Source organism: Paenibacillus dendrobii (assembly GCF_009807035.1).
In the GTDB taxonomy this organism is placed as follows: Bacteria; Bacillota; Bacilli; order Paenibacillales; family Paenibacillaceae; genus Paenibacillus_AQ; species Paenibacillus_AQ dendrobii.
The window spans coordinates 975,558-993,963 of record NZ_WUBI01000002.1 but is presented as its reverse complement, the minus strand read 5'-3'; the positions used below and the strand labels follow the sequence as shown (position 1 = coordinate 993,963).

2 protein-coding genes (1 of these 2 running past the window's edge) are annotated in these 18,406 nt (G+C 49.3%); both read left to right on the top strand.

The genetic code is table 11. The annotated features are described in order from the left end of the window. Nucleotides 1–4 precede the first annotated feature (4 nt). A complete protein-coding gene (locus tag GRF59_RS18070) occupies nucleotides 5–10,171 on the top strand; it encodes an SDR family NAD(P)-dependent oxidoreductase (RefSeq protein ID WP_160499069.1) in 10,167 nt (3,388 codons plus the stop codon). After that, nucleotides 10,161–18,406: the 5' portion of an SDR family NAD(P)-dependent oxidoreductase gene (locus GRF59_RS18065; RefSeq protein WP_160499068.1), read on the top strand. The gene runs 2,719 nt beyond the window's last position; 8,246 of the gene's 10,965 nt are visible here — the first part of the coding sequence; its start codon is at nucleotides 10,161–10,163; the stop codon falls past the right edge of the window. The genes GRF59_RS18070 and GRF59_RS18065 overlap by 11 nt, the downstream gene beginning before the upstream one ends.

Genomic DNA, 18,406 nt, shown 5'->3' with positions numbered 1-18,406 from the left:
CAGAATGGAACCTCTCAAGCTATTGGATACGTTAGCCAGCTGGAACATTCATTATGGATTCCATAAGGGCGAACTCTATTTTAAAAATACTAAATTAGACCAGGATATCCAAGCCTATCTCGTCAATCATAAGGAGCAAATTATCGATTTTATTGAGAGTCGTCAATTCATGGATTTGGCGGCGGGGGATTCGGATACACGCGACAAAGGCGGGGCCGGACTTGATTTTTTATTTGTTGAACCTGGAAACAGTATGCAAAAGGTTCCGATTTTACACCGAAGCTTTCTGGTAACGGATAAGATGTCTGACTGGAATCTTCTTAACTTTGCCGGCATCATGATTGCTTTATTTGTTCGCTATATGGACGACAATGCCACCACTTGGAGCATCGAGTGCAGAGGAACGCGAGTGAAATTGGACACGGCAAACTGCACGAAACAATCCAAGCTTGCAGATGTCGTGAGGAATATGGCCTCCTTGTTGTTGAAGGAACCCTCCGATCCTCACGATTGGGACAGTCTCAATTTGGCAATAAGCAACGCTGACTCCAATCATGTGCTGGCTATCAATATGTCGTTTAACGGAGATAGCGTCATCGCCACGATAAAATATAACGCTCGCATGATCGCTGGAAATACGATCGATCGAATTGTAAATCATTATTCGACCTATTTAACCGGGTTTATCGAAAATCCGGAGGCAGCCCTGTCCGCGCATTCTTATCTTTCGGTAGATGAAATCGACAGGATCAATAGATGGGCAGGCGGAACGGCCCGATATCCATTCCAAGAAACGCTGTATGATGTATTCGAACGACAAGCCCATCAAACTCCAAAGGACATTGCTATTATTTATGACGATCATAAAAGCAATGTTTTTTATATTTCTTTCATGGACTTACTTTGTTCCGTCGATCACTTGGCATTAGAAATTTCGCAATTAAACCTAAACAATCAAGTCATTGGCTATTATGGCGAACGTTCCATTTATACGGTCATTGCGATGCTTGCAGTGTGGAAGTCGGGCAATGTCTATATTCCCCTGGACACATCCTATTCGAAAGAACATCTTCATTACATGATTGAGGACGCGAAAGTCGAATTGATATTTACAACCGAGCATAACGCGAGGGAAATATCGAACGATAAGACATTCGTAATGAGCCAACGTCATATCATGGATGCCGATTCCTACGAGCCAAGCATTTCGGCAAGCAACAACTCCTTGGATCGCGACTGCTTAATTATGTACACATCGGGCTCGACCGGAAAACCAAAGGGTGTTATTCACAAGCAGCAGCAATTGATCAATCGTTTTAACTGGCTCTGGTCCCGATACCCGTTCACAGAGACGTCTTGTATGGGTCAGCGGACGAGCATGAATTTCATGCCCTCCATGTGGGAGTTTCTGGGGGGACTGTTGAAGGGCGTTCCCACCATCGTTTTGGCCGATTCGATTGTAAAAGATCCGAATCAGCTGGTTCGTGCGGTTGGTCGCCATCAGATCTCGCATCTTACCGTCGTCCCTTCGCTTTTAAAACGCATTTTGGAGTCTCCGGAAGATAAGGGATTACTGTCGACGATGCAATTGTGCGTTACCGCGGGTGAACCGCTAACCGTTGATTTACTGAATCAATTTAAAGAAGTTGTGCCTCAGGCCACGTTATTAAATGATTACGGTGCAACGGAGGTCAATGGGATTTTATATGTCGATTCCAAAACCAAAACAGGTAGAAATAATAAATTGCCAGGGTTCAAACCGATCCGGAACGTCAAAGCGTACGTGCTCGATTCGGATTTGAATTTTGCGGGAATCGGAGTTGCGGGAGAACTGCATATCGCAGGAGCGGCATTAGCGACAGGTTATCTTCATGACGATGAAGGCAATGCTGCAAAGTTTATTGAAAATCCGTTCAATGATCATTCAGGTCCCCGGCTATATAAAATGGGCGACTATGGACGTTATTTGCCAGACGGAACGATTGAGCTGTTGGGCCGGCGTGATCATCAAGTGAAGATCAGGGGGATTAAGCTTGAATTGACGGGCATCGAACGGGTAATGGAGCAAAACGATGCGATTGCCGAATGTGCGGTTTTTGTGAAAGAAATCAATCCGGGAGTCAGCCGACTCTATTCGGCAATCGCATTGAAGGATCGGAAATCGGTCACAGACGAGCAGTTGCATGATTTTCTGAAACCCAAATTATCCGACTACATGATCCCTTCTTCATTCATTCGAGTCGATGCATTGCCAAGAACCCCGAACGGGAAAATTAATCGGCAACAATTAGTAAAGCTGACCGAACTACCGGCAAACAATGAAAAAAAGAATCGCATCTCTGAGAGTGACATCAAAGAACAGCTCGTTTCTCTGGCGGCACAAACGTTATCCGTTGAACATTCCTTGATTGAGAGCGGGAAAAAGTTCTATGCATTAGGCTTTGATTCGCTTACTATCGTAGATTTCTTAAACGCTGTTAATAAGAGGTTCGGTATCTCGCTGGCCATCACGGATTTGTATGATCATGCAAGCTTAGACGAGTTAATGACTTTTATCCATTCCAAGGACAATGTGAAGCCGGAATTGCAACCTGAACCTAATATGGCATCCAAACCCGAACCAACCGCTAATGATAAAACCCCGTCTTCTATAGACGGTACAGTCATGAACGATATATTGGCTACGCTAGCGGCTAAAGTTCTTAAAGTTGACCGTTCATTGATTGAAAACGGGAAGAAATACTATGCCTTGGGCTTTGACTCATTGACGATTGTGGACTTTTTGAATGAAGTGAATAAACAATTCGGGACCGAGCTTGCTGTAAGTGACTTATACGATTACTCAAGCATCGATGAGCTGAGCGTATTTTTGACTGGTCAGAAAAGCATCAGCGCAATGCATGAAACTATTGCGTTTGCTAGTCACATTCCGGATCTGCCGAGTACAGTAGCCCGCAATGAACCCAAAGAAGCAGCGAACACGGCGAAAAAAATAGCCATCATCGGATTGGCGTGCAAATACGGCGGTGCTGATTCAGTTGATGAATATTGGAATAATCTCAAAAACGGCATTGATTCGATCCAGATTGTTCCTGAACATCGCTGGTCCGTTGAGAATTATTACGACCCCGACATGAGAGCAGATCACAAAACAATAAGCAAATGGGGAGGATTCGTAGCCGATATCGATCATTTCGATGCCGATTTTTTCTCGATTACACCAGTTGAAGGCGAGAACATGGATCCGCAACAGCGAATTTGTCTCGAAGAGTGTTACCATGCGCTGGAAGATGCGGGATATTCGGAACTTGATCTGAGCAACAAAAATATAGGGGTTTTTATAGGCGCAAGGCCAGGCGATTATATCGACCTCATCAAAGAAGGGGGGCACCCGCCTAATCCATACAGCTTGATGGGCAATGATTTTGCAATTCTGGCGGCGCGGGTTGCCTATTTTCTCAATCTAAAGGGACCTGCGATAAGCCTGGATACCGCCTGCTCTTCTTCGCTCGTTGCCATCCATCTTGCGGCAGAAAGCATTCTAAAAGGCGAATGCCAGATGGCCCTTGCAGGGGGCATCTGCATCATGTCTACTCCAGATCTTTATTTGACGTCTTCCAAGCTGGGCATGTTGTCACCCGATGGCAGATGCAAGGCTTTCGACAACCGGGCGAACGGGTTTGTTCCGGGCGAAGGAGCAGGAATCATTGTGCTGAAGGAGTTGGATCAGGCGATTGCTGACAATGACCATATTTATGGCGTGATCTCCGCTTCCGGCATCAATCAGGATGGCAAGACGAACGGAATTACCGCGCCCAGTGCCATGAGCCAAGTCAATCTGCTCCGAACGATCTATGAGGATAATCAGATCGATCCGGCTTCCATTGATTATGTGGAGACGCACGGAACAGGGACGAAACTGGGCGATCCAATCGAGATCAAGGCGCTCGCCGATGTATTCGGAGAGACTGCGAATGCAAAGCATTCTTGTCCAATCGGATCTGTCAAAACGAACATCGGGCATACGATAGCCGCCGCAGGCGTCGCCGGGTTAATCAAAATCGTCATGTCCCTGAAGCATCAAGCGATCCCTCCGACGCTGCATTTTGAACAGGCGAACGAGCATATCGACTTCAAGAACAGTCCATTTTACGTGAATACGACATTAAAAGAATGGAGACCGAAATCCACCCCAAGAAAAGCCGCGGTCAGCTCATTCGGGTTCAGCGGCACGAACAGTCATCTGGTCATTGAAGAATATAAGGACGGCACGAATCGGCCGGCTACCGGTCAGCCTTATTATTTGATCCCGGTATCCGCCAAGTCGAAAGAGAGCTTATTGCGCAAAATCGAACAGCTTAGTGATTGGTTAAGGGCATCGAACGGACAATCTATAGCGGATATGTCTTATACGCTTAGCGTAGGTCGGAATCATTTTGACGAACGGATCGCTTTTGTAGTGGAGAGCAAGGAGCAGTTGATGACCGCGCTGGAAAAAGGTTATTCGAATGTACAGGCGAAGCTGAGCGATCATCCCGATTCGGCCTCATGCGATACCCTGATCGACCTATTAACGACATCGGAGCTTCATGCTGCCGCGTACAAGGAACAATTGGAATGTTTGAGAGACCTTTATGTCAGCGGAAGCGAGATCAACTGGGCAAAATTGTATGCGAACCGTCGGTATCGGAAAATTTCATTGCCTGTTTATCCGTTCGAGAAGAAACGGTATTGGATCGAGCCCGCGCGCAGCGAACAGGGCTTTTTTGCTGCGCCGATTCGCCATGCTTTTTTTGACGGCATTGTCAGGGAAAGACACAACATGCACTATACGGTGAAGTTGAACCATCAAAGCGAGCTTGTGAAGGATCACGTCATTCATGAGGCGGTGGTCGTTCCCGGTTCCTTTTATTTGGAAATGGTCATGAAAGCATTGGAATTGCGCCATGTCGCCCATGATGAAATCGCAATCGATAACATAAGTTTTCTGCAATCTGTAAGGCTGGGCGAACAAGATACATGCATAACACTTTCGATGGATACGTCTGCCCTGACATTTGTTGTCAGCAACGGGGATGACATCGTGGTAACGGGTGCGTTCAGCACATCGCAGAATCGCATGCCTGAACGGTTCGATGTCGACCATTTTATCAACTATGCCCATGCAAGCTACGATAAACGCGATATTTACCGGCAGCATCTGAGCTCAAAGTGCCAGTATGGCCCGGCGTATCAAGTCGTCCAAACGGTGTATAGTCATCACGATGAACTATTGGCGAGCTTGGATGATGAATCGTCTCCTATTCGTTATGAAAACGGGATCATTCATCCGGTCATGCTTGACGGCGCCTTGCATGCCGTTGTTGGCAGTGATCGCTTGAAGTCATCCAATACGACGTATTTACCTTACTCGATGGGCAAAGTACGTGTTTATCGGAAGCTGTTGGCTCCTTGTTATTCGCGGATCAACATCACCGATCATAACGAAACGAGTCGATATGTGAAATGCCAGATCGCGATTTATGATCAAGACGGCCAGGAGCTGGCGACAATCGAGGATTTCGTACTGAAGGCTCTTCCGGAGAAAGAGCAGCAATTGATGTTTTATACGCCGCAATGGATAGAAAAGCCGCTGCGCACCGGGCAAAGTTACAGGCACGAAACGGTCATTTTAATAGATCGGGATGAATCGAATTACAGGGCTTTAACCGAGTCGGATCTGGTCGGAAGCGTCATTCTGGTCAAAGCAGGCAACCGCTTCAATGCCGCACATCCGATCTATCATATCAATGTCCATGAAGAGCGTGATTATCTTACGCTGTTTGAACATTTCGCATCGCATGCGATTGATTTTACGAATATGCTTATCGTTCCCGATATCCCCAACAGCAGCGAATCGCCATTGGTCCGGGCAAAAGAAGTGGCGCATCCGTTGTTTGTGTTATGTAAAGCACTGATGAACATAGCCGGGGAACGAGATTACAATATCATGGCCCTGATCGACGCTAAAAATCATGAAAACTATCCTTTTTATGCGGGACTCGGATCCATGATGCGAACGATCGGCTTGGAATATCCGGCCCTCCGATTCCGAACACTGGCCCACAACTGGGTGAAAGCGGATGGTCAAAAGGTGATCGGAGAGCTCTTCCATCATGCTTCTTCTTCGGCAGAAATCAAATACGACCAATATATGAGAATGGAACGAGAGCTGAAGAAAGTAGAGGTTGAATCGCCAAGCAACGTTGATTTCAGGGGCGTCTATCTCATTACCGGCGGATTGGGAGGCATTGGCCTTGTTATCGCCCGTTATCTTAGCCGCTATCCTTTAGCTACCATTGTGCTGCTTGGCAGATCCCCGCAAGAGGCGAGTACGGATCGAATACTGGCTTCAATCCCAGGAGGCCGTGTCGTTTATGAAAGCTGCGATCTTGCAGTTGAGAGCGATGTAAAACAGACATTAGATGGAATCAAGCGGAATTTCGGGCCTATCAAGGGTATTTTCCATTGCGCCGGGGTCATTAAGGACCGGCTGTTGTTCCATAAAGAATGGAGCGACTTTGAAGAAGTGATGAAGGCCAAAGTGGCTGGAACATTCTATTTGAAAAAATATGCTGATCGTTTGGACTTCATGGTTTATTTCTCGTCGGTTACCTCTATTTTTGGAAATAAAGGTCAGTCCGATTATGCATATGCGAATGGGTTCATGGATTGTTTTGCCGAATATCGCGATGGCGAATGTCAGAAAGGAGAAGCATCCGGCAAAATCATTTCGGTCAATTGGCCGCTTTGGTTGTCAGGCGGTATGCAATTATCGGATTCGGAGAGACATCGCTTGAAGCAGGAAAAGGGATGGGAAGGTTTACCTGACGGAGTTGCGCTGGATGCGCTCATTTCGATTCTATCAAGCAGCTACCGGAACATCGGCGTTCTCTATGGGAACGGTAAGGATCTTCGTCTTCATTCAAACCGGACTATTACCGATCTCTATGCGGATTCCAGCCATACCCGGAACGAAACGAGTCAGCCAGGGATTGATAAAGAGAAGATAAAAGAAGAAATTGCAGGGATCATTGCCGCCGTTACCAAAATGTCCGTGAAGCAAGTGATCGGCAAAAAGAGCTTTGAGCAGTTCGATTTCAATTCACTCATGATCATGGAGTTGACCGGTCGGCTGGAGAAGGTTTTCGGTTCATTATCCAGCACATTGTTCTATGAGTACAATTCGCTGGATGAACTTGCCGATTACGTTATGAATCATCATCGTGAAGTCTTGAAGGTCAAATATGCAGTAGCAGATCAAGCAGCTAGGGATGAACATGAACTGATTAAGGATCGGACATTACCGGCATCCGAACGGCAATCGGAGATGAGAGAGTTTCCAGCCGCTTTAGACAGTCAGGAAAAAACGAGAGCCGCGAGCATTGGCAGTGATCCCGGCGTACAGGATATTGCCATCATCGGCTTAGCCGGACGTTATCCCGGGGCTAACCATATCGATGCGCTATGGGAGATGCTGAAGAACGGAAAAAGCGGCATTTCCGAAATTCCGAAGGATAGATGGGATTGGAAAACGTATTACACCGAGGATAAAAAGGCATATGGCGGAATTTACTCCAAGTGGGGCGGTTTTATAGAGGATATCGACAAGTTCGATCCGATCTTTTTTGGCATATCGCCAAGAGAAGCCGAGCAAATGGACCCGCAGGAGCGATTATTCTTGGAGACGGTCTATGCGAGCATCGAGGATGCGGGATACACGCCCGATAATTTGTGCGCATCGCGAAGAGTCGGCGTTTTCGTAGGCGCAATGAATGCGGACTATGTTACGGGGGCCTCATTCTGGTCGATTGCGAATCGCGTTTCCTACGTCATGAATTTTCAAGGACCGAGCATGGCTGTCGATACGGCTTGCTCTTCGTCGCTGGTCGCGATCCATTTGGCGGTGGAGAGTCTTTATAACGGAACATGCGAATGCGTCATTTCAGGGGGCGTCAATTTAATTGCAGATCCTTACCATTATGAGCGCTTGTCCGGTAAAACGATGCTCTCTTCAGGGCGTGAATGCAAGGCGTTTGGGGCGGGAGCTGACGGCTTTGTAGACGCGGAGGGAGTCGGCGCCGTCGTCTTAAAGACGCTGTCAGCCGCAGAACGGGATGGCGATCATATCTACGGCGTGATCAAAGGGACGATGATCAATGCGGGAGGAAGAACGAACGGGTATACCGTTCCCAATCCGAATATGCAGCGCCAATTGACCAAGGAGGCGCTGCGGCGAGCCCAAATGGATGCAAGGACGATCAGTTATATCGAAGCACATGGCACGGGCACGGAACTTGGCGATCCGATAGAGGTTGCGGGACTTACAGGTGCATTTGAAGAGAGTACGAGCGATAAGCAGTTTTGCGCGATTGGTTCGGTCAAGTCGAACATCGGACATTTGGAAAGCGCGGCAGGAATCGCAGGTTTGACCAAAGTACTTCTGCAAATGAAACACGGACAGATTGCGCCTTCCTTGCATGCCAGGGAACTGAATCCGCGCATCGATTTCGGCAAAACGCCATTTGTTCTCCAGCAGGAGCTGTCCGAGTGGACGCGGCCGGTTATCGACAACAGGCGTTATCCGCGGCGCGCAGGACTATCCTCCTTTGGCGCGGGGGGCGCAAACGCACACGTCATTATTGAGGAATACGGGATGGTAGAACCAAGAAGTGAGCACTTGACGCATAACGGCCATATGCCGGTCATCATCGTATTATCGGCCAAGAGCGAGGAAAAGCTTCGGGAGCAAGCAGAAAATTTGTTGGTTTGGTTAAGAAAGGGTCAACATGAAAACCGGGATTTGATCGATATCGCGTATACGCTTCAGGTCGGACGTGTGGCAATGGTGGAGCGTTTGGCGATGACAGTGACTTCCCTGGAGCAATTGGAACATAAACTCAACGCATATGTCGAACATCGAAGCGAAACGGAAAATATTCATCGCGGGCATGCGTCGGGAGATAAAGCATTGGGGGCGCTGCTAGGGTTTGACGAAGACATCCAGCTCGCCGTGGAATCGTGGATCAACAAAAGAAAATACGATCGGCTGCTTGATTTATGGGTCATGGGCCTGGACCTCAACTGGGACAATCTGTACGCCCACAGTAATCCCGGAAGAATTAGCTTACCAACGTATCCTTTCGCCCGGGAACGTTACTGGCTGACGGAAAGAGAGACCGAGGCGGAGAATACGAACGCAATGGGCCTGCATGCTGTGGGTTATTTGAATCCGCTGCTCCATCGCAACACATCGAATCTGGAAGAACAGCGATTCAGCAGTATATTTACAGGCAAAGAGTTTTTCTTGAGGGACCATGCCGTGAGGGGCAAGAACATATTGCCCGGAGCGGCATACCTGGAGATGACACGTGCAGCGCTGCGGCAATCCGTGCAATGGGGACAAGATCACGCCATCAAATTAAAAAATATCGTCTGGTCAGCACCATACGCCGCAAACGGACCAAGCCAGGAGTTGCATATCGGAATCTATCCGGAAGAAGAACGGGAAATCGGCTTTGAAATATACAGTACAGGCCCAATTGGGGAAGAAGAGACGGTCATCCATTGTCAAGGACGAGCTGTCTTCATGCCAAGAAGCCATTCCGATCATGCTCAGGGGATCGATATTCGCACAATACAAGCCGAATGCAGTGATCGCATCATCGGCGACGGCGAATGCTACGAGCAGTTTAGCACCATGGGTGTTGAATATGGAAGCGGGCATAGAGCGATTAAGTGCTTATACGTCGGGGAAGGTCAGGTATTGGCAAAGTTGATGATGCCGGAATCAGTAAGCGCGGTGTCGGATGACTATATATTGCATCCAAGCATGCTGGACTCCGCGATACAGGCCACAATAGGCTTGTCCATCGCCAGTGCAGCCAGTTCTGGAATCGCCGGAGCGAAGCCGAGACTGCCTTTTGCACTCGAAGAGCTGGATATCATCGGCCACTGCAGTGAGCACATGTGGGCATTCGTTAGAATGAGCGAAGGCATCACAACTGACAGTCACATGCAAAAGCTGGATATCGACCTGTGCGATGAGGATGGGACGATCCAGATACGAATGAAGAAATTTGCATTCAGAGGGCTGGAAGCGGAAAGCGAGGTCATAGCCTATGTTGGTTAACACGAATGAAGGTAATCACTCCGACGAAGGTTTTCCTGTCAGTGGAGATCAAGCGGCCGTTGGTGCCTTGATGCTGCATCCGGTATGGAAAACGTCGGAACGGGTCCCGGCAGCAAGTACAATGTATGAACGGCACGAAGTCATTCTGTGCGAAGCGGACCATCATATAACCTCGGAACAGGTGGAATCCCAGCTCCAAGGATCGAGATGCCGAATTTTCCGAAGTGAAGCAAAGGATTTGAATATCCGGTACGAACAATACGCGAAACAATTGTTTGTTGCCGTAAAGAGCATGCTTACCCGTAAGACGAAAGGCCATGTTCTCATTCAACTTGTCGTGTTTACAGGCGGCGATACAGAGCTTTTCCGAGGTTTGGGAGGAATCTTGAAGACCGCCCGGCTCGAAAATCCGAAGCTTATCTATCAAATCATTCAACTGCCTGCCGGAAGCAAGATGGAGCAAGTTGCGGAAAGGCTGCGGGCTGATAGCCGAAGCCTCGCTGATCATGAGATTAGCTATGTGGATGACGTAAGGTATACGAAAAGTTTGGAAGAGACAGGTATGCCTGAGAGAACCGGGGAACAAGACATTCCGTGGAAGGAAGGCGGCGTCTACCTGATAACCGGCGGTGCCGGAGGTTTAGGATTAATCGTCGCCGAAGAGATTGCTGGGCAAATCAAGGATGTCACCCTGATCCTGACGGGACGATCGGAGCTTTCGGACGCGAAGCTGTTCCGATTGAACGAGTTGAAGGAAAAGGGAGCCGTCGTTGACTACAGGCAAATGGATATAGCGGACAAAGAGCAAGTGAAGGCTTTGATCACCGGTATCACGGAAGGTTACGGCAGGTTAAACGGAATTTTTCATAGCGCGGGCATCATCAGGGATCAATATATACTTCACAAAACAGAAGAGGAATTCGCCGAGGTGCTGAAGCCCAAAGTAAGCGGCCTGCATTACCTCGATACGTTCACAAGCGGGATGAATATTGACTTTATCCTACTGTTTTCGTCAGGAGCAGGGGAGACGGGGAATCCGGGACAGGCCGATTATGCGGCAGCCAACGCGTTCATGGATGCCTTCGCGAACTACCGCAATCGTTTGGTAGGGAAAGGAGAACGGAGGGGGAAAACCGTTTCGATCAATTGGCCGTTATGGAGGCAAGGCGGCATGCATGTCGACAAGGAGATCGAGCGGCGCATGTATGAGCGTATTGGGATGATCCCTTTAAATACCAATACCGGCATTCAGGCCTTGTATCAAGCATTGGCCCAAGATCATGATCAGGTGATGATCATGGAGGGAGATCGTGAGAAGCTTCGCGGGGAGTTCCTTAACCAGGTTAGTGGGAGCATCGCTTCCGTGGCAACTCTTGAAGACGCAGGAGAAAGCCGTCCTCGGTTTGCGGCTTCGCAAGAAACGCTGCAAGAAAAAGCGGAGAATTATTTCAAGAAATTGCTCTCAACGGTCATTAAGTTGCCGATTAACCGAATCGAATCAGACGCCCCGATGGAGAATTACGGAATCGATTCGTTGGTCATCATGCGAATGACGGATGAGTTGGAGAAAAGTTTTGGTTCGCTCTCGAAGACACTGTTCTTTGAATATCAGGACATCCGATCGATCGCCGGTTACTTTCTCGAATTCCACCGGGATAAACTGATGGATCGGTTGGGCGTGGCATATAAAATCCAGCAGCCCGTCGCCGCCGCTGAATCAACAGCATCTGCAGCCGGTCCGCTGTCTGTGCAACCGCCGACGAGTAGATCGAGACGCAAGCGTCAAAGGTTCGCGTCAGCGAACGAACCGGAAGCTGCTGCACCCGTGAGGGAGGATATCGCGGTCATTGGCATTGGGGGACGATATCCGCAAGCGGGAAATTTGGATGAATTTTGGGCAAATCTGTGCAGCAGCAAGGATAGCATTACCGAAATACCGAAAGAGCGCTGGGATCATCGTCTGTTCGGAGAGGAAAGCAAGAAGAGAAAAGGCAATACGATAGCTCGATGGGGTGGATTTCTGGACGATGTGGATCGGTTTGATCCGTTATTTTTTAATATTACACCGCGCGAAGCCGAATTTATGGATCCTCAGGAACGGTTGTTTTTGGAGTGCGTTCTGGAGACATTGGAGGATGCCGGTTATACGAGAGAAGCGTTAAGCAAAGTTCAAGGTTCCGGCTTGGAGGGGAACGTTGGAGTTTACGTCGGCGTTATGTATGACGAGTACCAGCTGTTTGGCGCGCAGGAACAAGCGAAAGGCCGCATGGTTGCGCTTAGCGGGATAACATCCTCCATTGCGAATCGAGTCTCTTATTTTTGCAACTTTCACGGCCCAAGCATCGGATTGAATACGATGTGCTCCTCATCATTGATCGCGATCCACCTGGCCTGCCAAAGCATCCGGCAAGGAGAATGCGAGCTTGCGATCGCTGGCGGCGTGAATGTCTCGCTTCATCCGAATAAATACTTGGTGCTTGACCGCGGCAATTTTATGTCGAGCAAGGGAAGATGCGAAAGCTTCGGTAATGGTGGCGACGGTTATGTGCCGGGAGAAGGTGTTGGCGCTATTCTGCTTAAACCATTGTCTAAAGCGATCAAGGACCAGGATCAGATTTACGGGGTAATTAAGGGTTCGTCGATCAATCATGGCGGAAAGACGAATGGTTACACCGTGCCGAATCCCAATGCCCAAGCGAGCATGATCCGAAGAGCGATGAAAGAAGCGAATGTCGATGCCAGACATTTCAGTTACATTGAGGCTCATGGCACGGGAACGGCGCTCGGGGACCCGATTGAAATAACGGCTCTGACCAAGGCGTTTGAAGACCATACGGACGACAAGCAATTTTGCGCAATTGGCTCTGTCAAGAGCAATATTGGGCATCTGGAAAGCGCAGCAGGGATTGTAGGCGTGACGAAGGTGCTGCTTCAGATGAAGTACGGGAAACTAGTGCCGAGCCTACATTCCAGCGAATTGAATCCAAACATCGACTTTGAGAAGACGCCGTTCAAGGTGCAGCATGAGCTGGAAGAGTGGAAACGCCCGGTCATCGAGCGGGATGGCGTCAAGAAGGAAGTGCCCAGACTTGCGGGGATATCGGCCTTTGGCGCGGGGGGATCGAACGCTCATCTTGTAATTGAGGAATACATGCCTAGGCACCAACCAGGAGGGGTCCCCGTCATAACGATTGATAAACCCGCAGTCATTTTATTGTCAGGGAAGGAGGAGGAGAATCTCAAAGAACGGGCTAGACAATTATTGCGAGAGATAGGGAAAGGAAGATATGAGGACCAAGATTTGCCGAATATCGCATATACGCTGCAAATCGGCCGCGAAGCGATGGAAGCCCGATTGGGCATGACCGTGACCTCAGTGCGCGAGTTGGAACAGAAACTAAACGGATATTTGGCCGGCCAGGATGACGTGGAAGACTTATACGTCGGTCGTGCCACGAGAGAGAAGGATACGCTGGCTGTCTTCAAAGCGGATAATGACCTGCAGCAGGCGATCGATTCCTGGATTGGCAAAGGGAAGTATGGGAAGCTTCTCGATTTCTGGGTGAAGGGCTTGGATGTGAATTGGGAAAGCCTCTACCCGGGGACAAAGCCTAAACGAATCAGCCTGCCGACCTATCCGTTTGCGAAGGAAAGATATTGGATACCGGGTGTAAATACAAGCGCTGATCTATCCGGAGTACATGTGCCGGAGCGTACGGTGGAAGCCGAGCGTGTGGCACCCGTAATTGAACGGGAAGAACGAATGGCTGTTCACGCGGGCAAGGTACAGCTTACTCCGGCGATAATGAAAGAAAAGACGGTCCAGTATTGCAAGCAACTGCTCGCATGGGTAAGCAGCATTCCTGTCGACCGGATCGAATCGGATGTTTCGCTGGAGAACTACGGCATTGATTCTGTCATGATCAAGCAGCTTGCGGAAGAATTGAAGAATACACTCGGGCCGATTTCAATGACGATCTTCTTTGAATATCAAACGATTCGGGCATTAGCGGATTATTTCACGGAGACCTATAGCGATAAGCTTATGGAAATGTTCGGGTTTCACGCATCGAATGACGAGGCAGTGAACGAGACGGATGAATCACAACGAGCTACCGCAATGATGCCGATTCTTCAAGAGTCCAACGAGTCGGATCGTAAGTGGGATTCGGATCCGGAGCAAGACGGGGGCAATATGGACATTGCAATTATCGGCCTCTCCGGCCGATATCCCCAGGCTAACAACATCCACGAATTCTGGGAGAATCTGAAAGCGGGAAGAGACTGCGTCATCGAAATTCCAGAGGACCGCTGGGATTACAAGCGCTATTACGATGCAGACAAGTTCAAGGTCGGGAAGATCAATAGCAAATGGGGAGGATTTATCGAAGATGTCGATAAATTCGATCCGTTGTTTTTCAATATCTCTCCCGAGGATGCGGAATTCATGGACCCGCAGGAGCGACTATTCCTGGAATGCGTCTATGAAACGATAGAGGATGCCGGATATACAAGAGAGGCATTAAGTCAAATCAGTAGTGATGCGGTGAGAGGCAATGTAGGCGTTTTTGTAGGGGCTACCTTCATGGACTATCAGCTTCTTGGCGTAGAGAGCCAAATGAAGGGCAAGCCTGTCGCGTTATCGGGGATTGCATCCTCCATCGCGAATCGCGTCTCTTATTTTTGCAATTTTAACGGACCGAGCATGGCGATTGACAGCATGTGCTCCTCGTCCTTAACGGCATTGCATGTGGCATGCGATAGTATCATGCTAGGCAGATGCAGGCTTGCCGTCGTCGGGGGAGTCAATCTTTCCTTGCATCCTAACAAGTATTTATTTTTGAGCCGGCATAACTTCATGTCCAGCAAAGGCAAATGCGAAAGCTTCGGCAGTGGGGGAGACGGCTACGTGCCGGGCGAAGGGGTTGGCGCGATACTATTGAAGCCGCTTAAGCAAGCTGTGGCGGACGGCGATCAAATCTACGGGGTCGTTAAGTCGACGGCCGTTAACCACGGCGGCAAGACGAACGGGTATTCCGTACCCAATCCGGCCGCGCATGCCCAAGTCATTCACAGGGCATTCACGGATGCTGGTGTGAACCCGAGAATGATCAGTTATATCGAAGCCCATGGAACGGGAACTTTGTTGGGTGATCCAATCGAAATTGCTGGATTGACGAAAGCGTTCGATGCTTACACGATCGACCGCGACTTTTGCTCCATCGGATCGGCGAAGAGCAACATCGGTCATTTGGAAGCGGCAGCGGGGATCGCGGGGATAACGAAAGTATTGCTGCAGATGAAATATAAGCAATACGTACCGAGTATCCATTCAGAGCTGTTGAATGCCAATATCGATTTCCAGCAAACCCCCTTCAGCGTGCAGCAGAGACTGGAGGAATGGAAACAGCCTATCATCGAGATCGATGGCGAACAGAAGGAATATCCGAGGATCGCGGGAATTTCGTCCTTTGGCGCCGGTGGTTCGAACAGCCACGCCATCATCGAGGAATATGTGCCTAAGAAGAAAGTGGTCGAACCCATTGCGGTAACAGGGCACAACCCCGCGATTATCGTATTATCGGCCAAAAAGGAAAACAGCCTCAAAGAGCAAGCGATGCGGCTGTTGGATGCGATAAATGCTCAGGGCTTGGAGAACAAACATTTGGCAGATATCGCCTACACGCTGCAAGTAGGGCGGGAAAGCATGGAGGAACGGCTGGCTGTCGTCGTAACCTCTATTGAAGATTTATCCGAAAAGTTAGAGGGTTATGTGCAAGGGAAGCATGACATTGCCGATCTTTACAGAAGCCAAAGCAATAAGCAACGAAATATGCTTGCCTTATTTAATTCAAATGAGGAATTGCAGGACGTGCTTCATCTCCTCGTCGAACGGAAGAAATACTCGGCATTGTTGGAATTATGGATTACGGGCATAGACGTTGATTGGGAGCGGTTGTACATCCATCGCAAGCCGAAGCGAATCAGCTTGCCAACGTATCCATTCGCGCGGGAGAGGTACTGGTTTTCGGAGATGCAATCGGAACCACCGGTTAACGTTGCGGCAGATCTAACTTCGGCAGTATATTTGCATCCGCTGCTCCATCGGAATACGTCGAATTTGGAAGGCCAAAAATTCAGCAGCACATGGACCGGGAATGAATTTTTCCTGAGAGACCATGTCATCCTGGGAGAAAAATGGCTGCCCGAAGCGGCATACCTGGAGATGATCCGAGCAGCCATTCTTGAATCTGTACCAGAAGCCGCGGAACATACGATCATGTTGAACAATATAGCATGGTCAAGTCCGGCCGTCGTAAACGGGCACCAACTAGATCTGCATATCGGCATCTATCCGGTGGAAGACGGCGAGGTTGGCTATGAAATCTATAGCGCTGGCCGGGCGGATCGGGAAGAAGCAACCATACACAGTCAAGGCCGGGCGGTACTCGTTCCGAGGAAGGAGTACTCGCAACCGGAGCGTGTGGAAATTAATAAGCTTCAAGCCGAATGCAGCCGTGCCGTCCTCAGCGAAAGCGAATGCTACGGGAAATTAAGCGGCATCAAATCCGAATATGGAAGCGGGCTTCAAGGGATTGAGCGTCTGTACGCGGGAGATGGTAACGTATTGGCTAAGCTCGCGATGCCGGAATCGGTAAGGAATGAGTCGGGATCTTATATTCTGCATCCGACGATGCTGAACTCGGCCATCCAGGCGATGATCGGTTTAGCGATCGGACAAGGTGAGACCCAAAGTCGAGCAATGATACAGCCATGGCTGCCTGTCAGCCTGGAGCAGCTGGAACTGCCGGGCAAGTGCACGGAGAGCATGTGGGCGATGGTACGAACGAGCGAAAGCGTGCATTCCGATCCTACCGTTCGTATCGTCGATATCGACTTATGCGATGAGACCGGAAACATACAGGTGAGAATGAAAAAATTCGCATTCAGAACGCTTCAAGCGGGAGACGATAAAAACACCCGTATCGGGTCGATAATGCTTCATCCCGTATGGGAGAAATCGGCCGTTATTCATGCGGAAAGAACACCCGAATATGTACAGCGCAAGATCTTCCTTTGCGAAGCGGATCAATCACTAACCGCCGAAGCGATCGAGTCTCTGACACAAGGGGCGAGCAGCCAAATATTCCGAAGTGAAGCGAGCAATTTGCATGTTAGATTCGAGCACTATGCCGTCCAATTGTTCCGTGAGGTTAAAAACATGCTTACGAGCAAGCCGAAAGGCCAAGTTCTCGTTCAATTCGTCGTCTTCGCAGACGATGATCGAGAGTTGTTCCGGGGATTGGGAGGGCTGCTCAAGACAGCTCAGCTCGAAAATCCGAAGCTGATAGTTCAGATTATTCAACTGTCTGCCGGATGCAGCGTGGAAGAAATCGCTGCGAGGCTGGAGGCGGACAGTTGCAGACCGAAAGATCGGGATATCAGCTATGTTGCTGGTACGAGATATACCAAAAACTTTGAAGAATCGGGGCTGCCCGATAGAAGCGAGAAAGATGAACTGCCGTGGAAGGAAGGCGGCGTCTATCTGCTGACCGGAGGGGCCGGAGGATTAGGATTCATTTTCGCCGGAGAAATGAGTCGCACGATCAAGGATGTCAACCTAATATTGACGGGACGATCCGCATTGTCCGAGACGAAGCAGGCCCAGTTGAACGACTTGAAGGAAAGAGGGGCAAACGTACAATACAGGCGGGTCGATATAACGGATCGAGAACAAGTCCAGTCCTTGATCGCCGGAATTGTGGAGGACTATGGCAAGTTAAACGGCATTATTCATGGCGCCGGGATTATCCGGGATCAATTGATTATCCAGAAATCCGAAGAAGAGTTTGCAGAGGTATTGGGGCCGAAAGTTAGCGGATTGCTCCACCTCGATGCGTTTACGAGCGGGATGAATCTCGATTTTATGATCCTCTTCTCATCAGGAACAGGAGAGTTCGGGAATCCGGGGCAGGCGGATTATGCGGCTGCCAATGCCTTTATGGATGCTTATGCAAGTTACCGCAATACATTGGTAGCCACAGGAGAGCGCCAGGGGAAAACCGTGTCGATCAATTGGCCGTTATGGGAACAAGGCGGCATGCATGTCGACAAAGAGATCGAGAAGATCATGTTTGACAATGTAGGCATGGTTCCGATGAAGACTGAGACCGGCATAAAAGCCCTCTATCAAGCGCTGGACCAGAAACAGGATCAAGTCCTTGTTATGGAGGG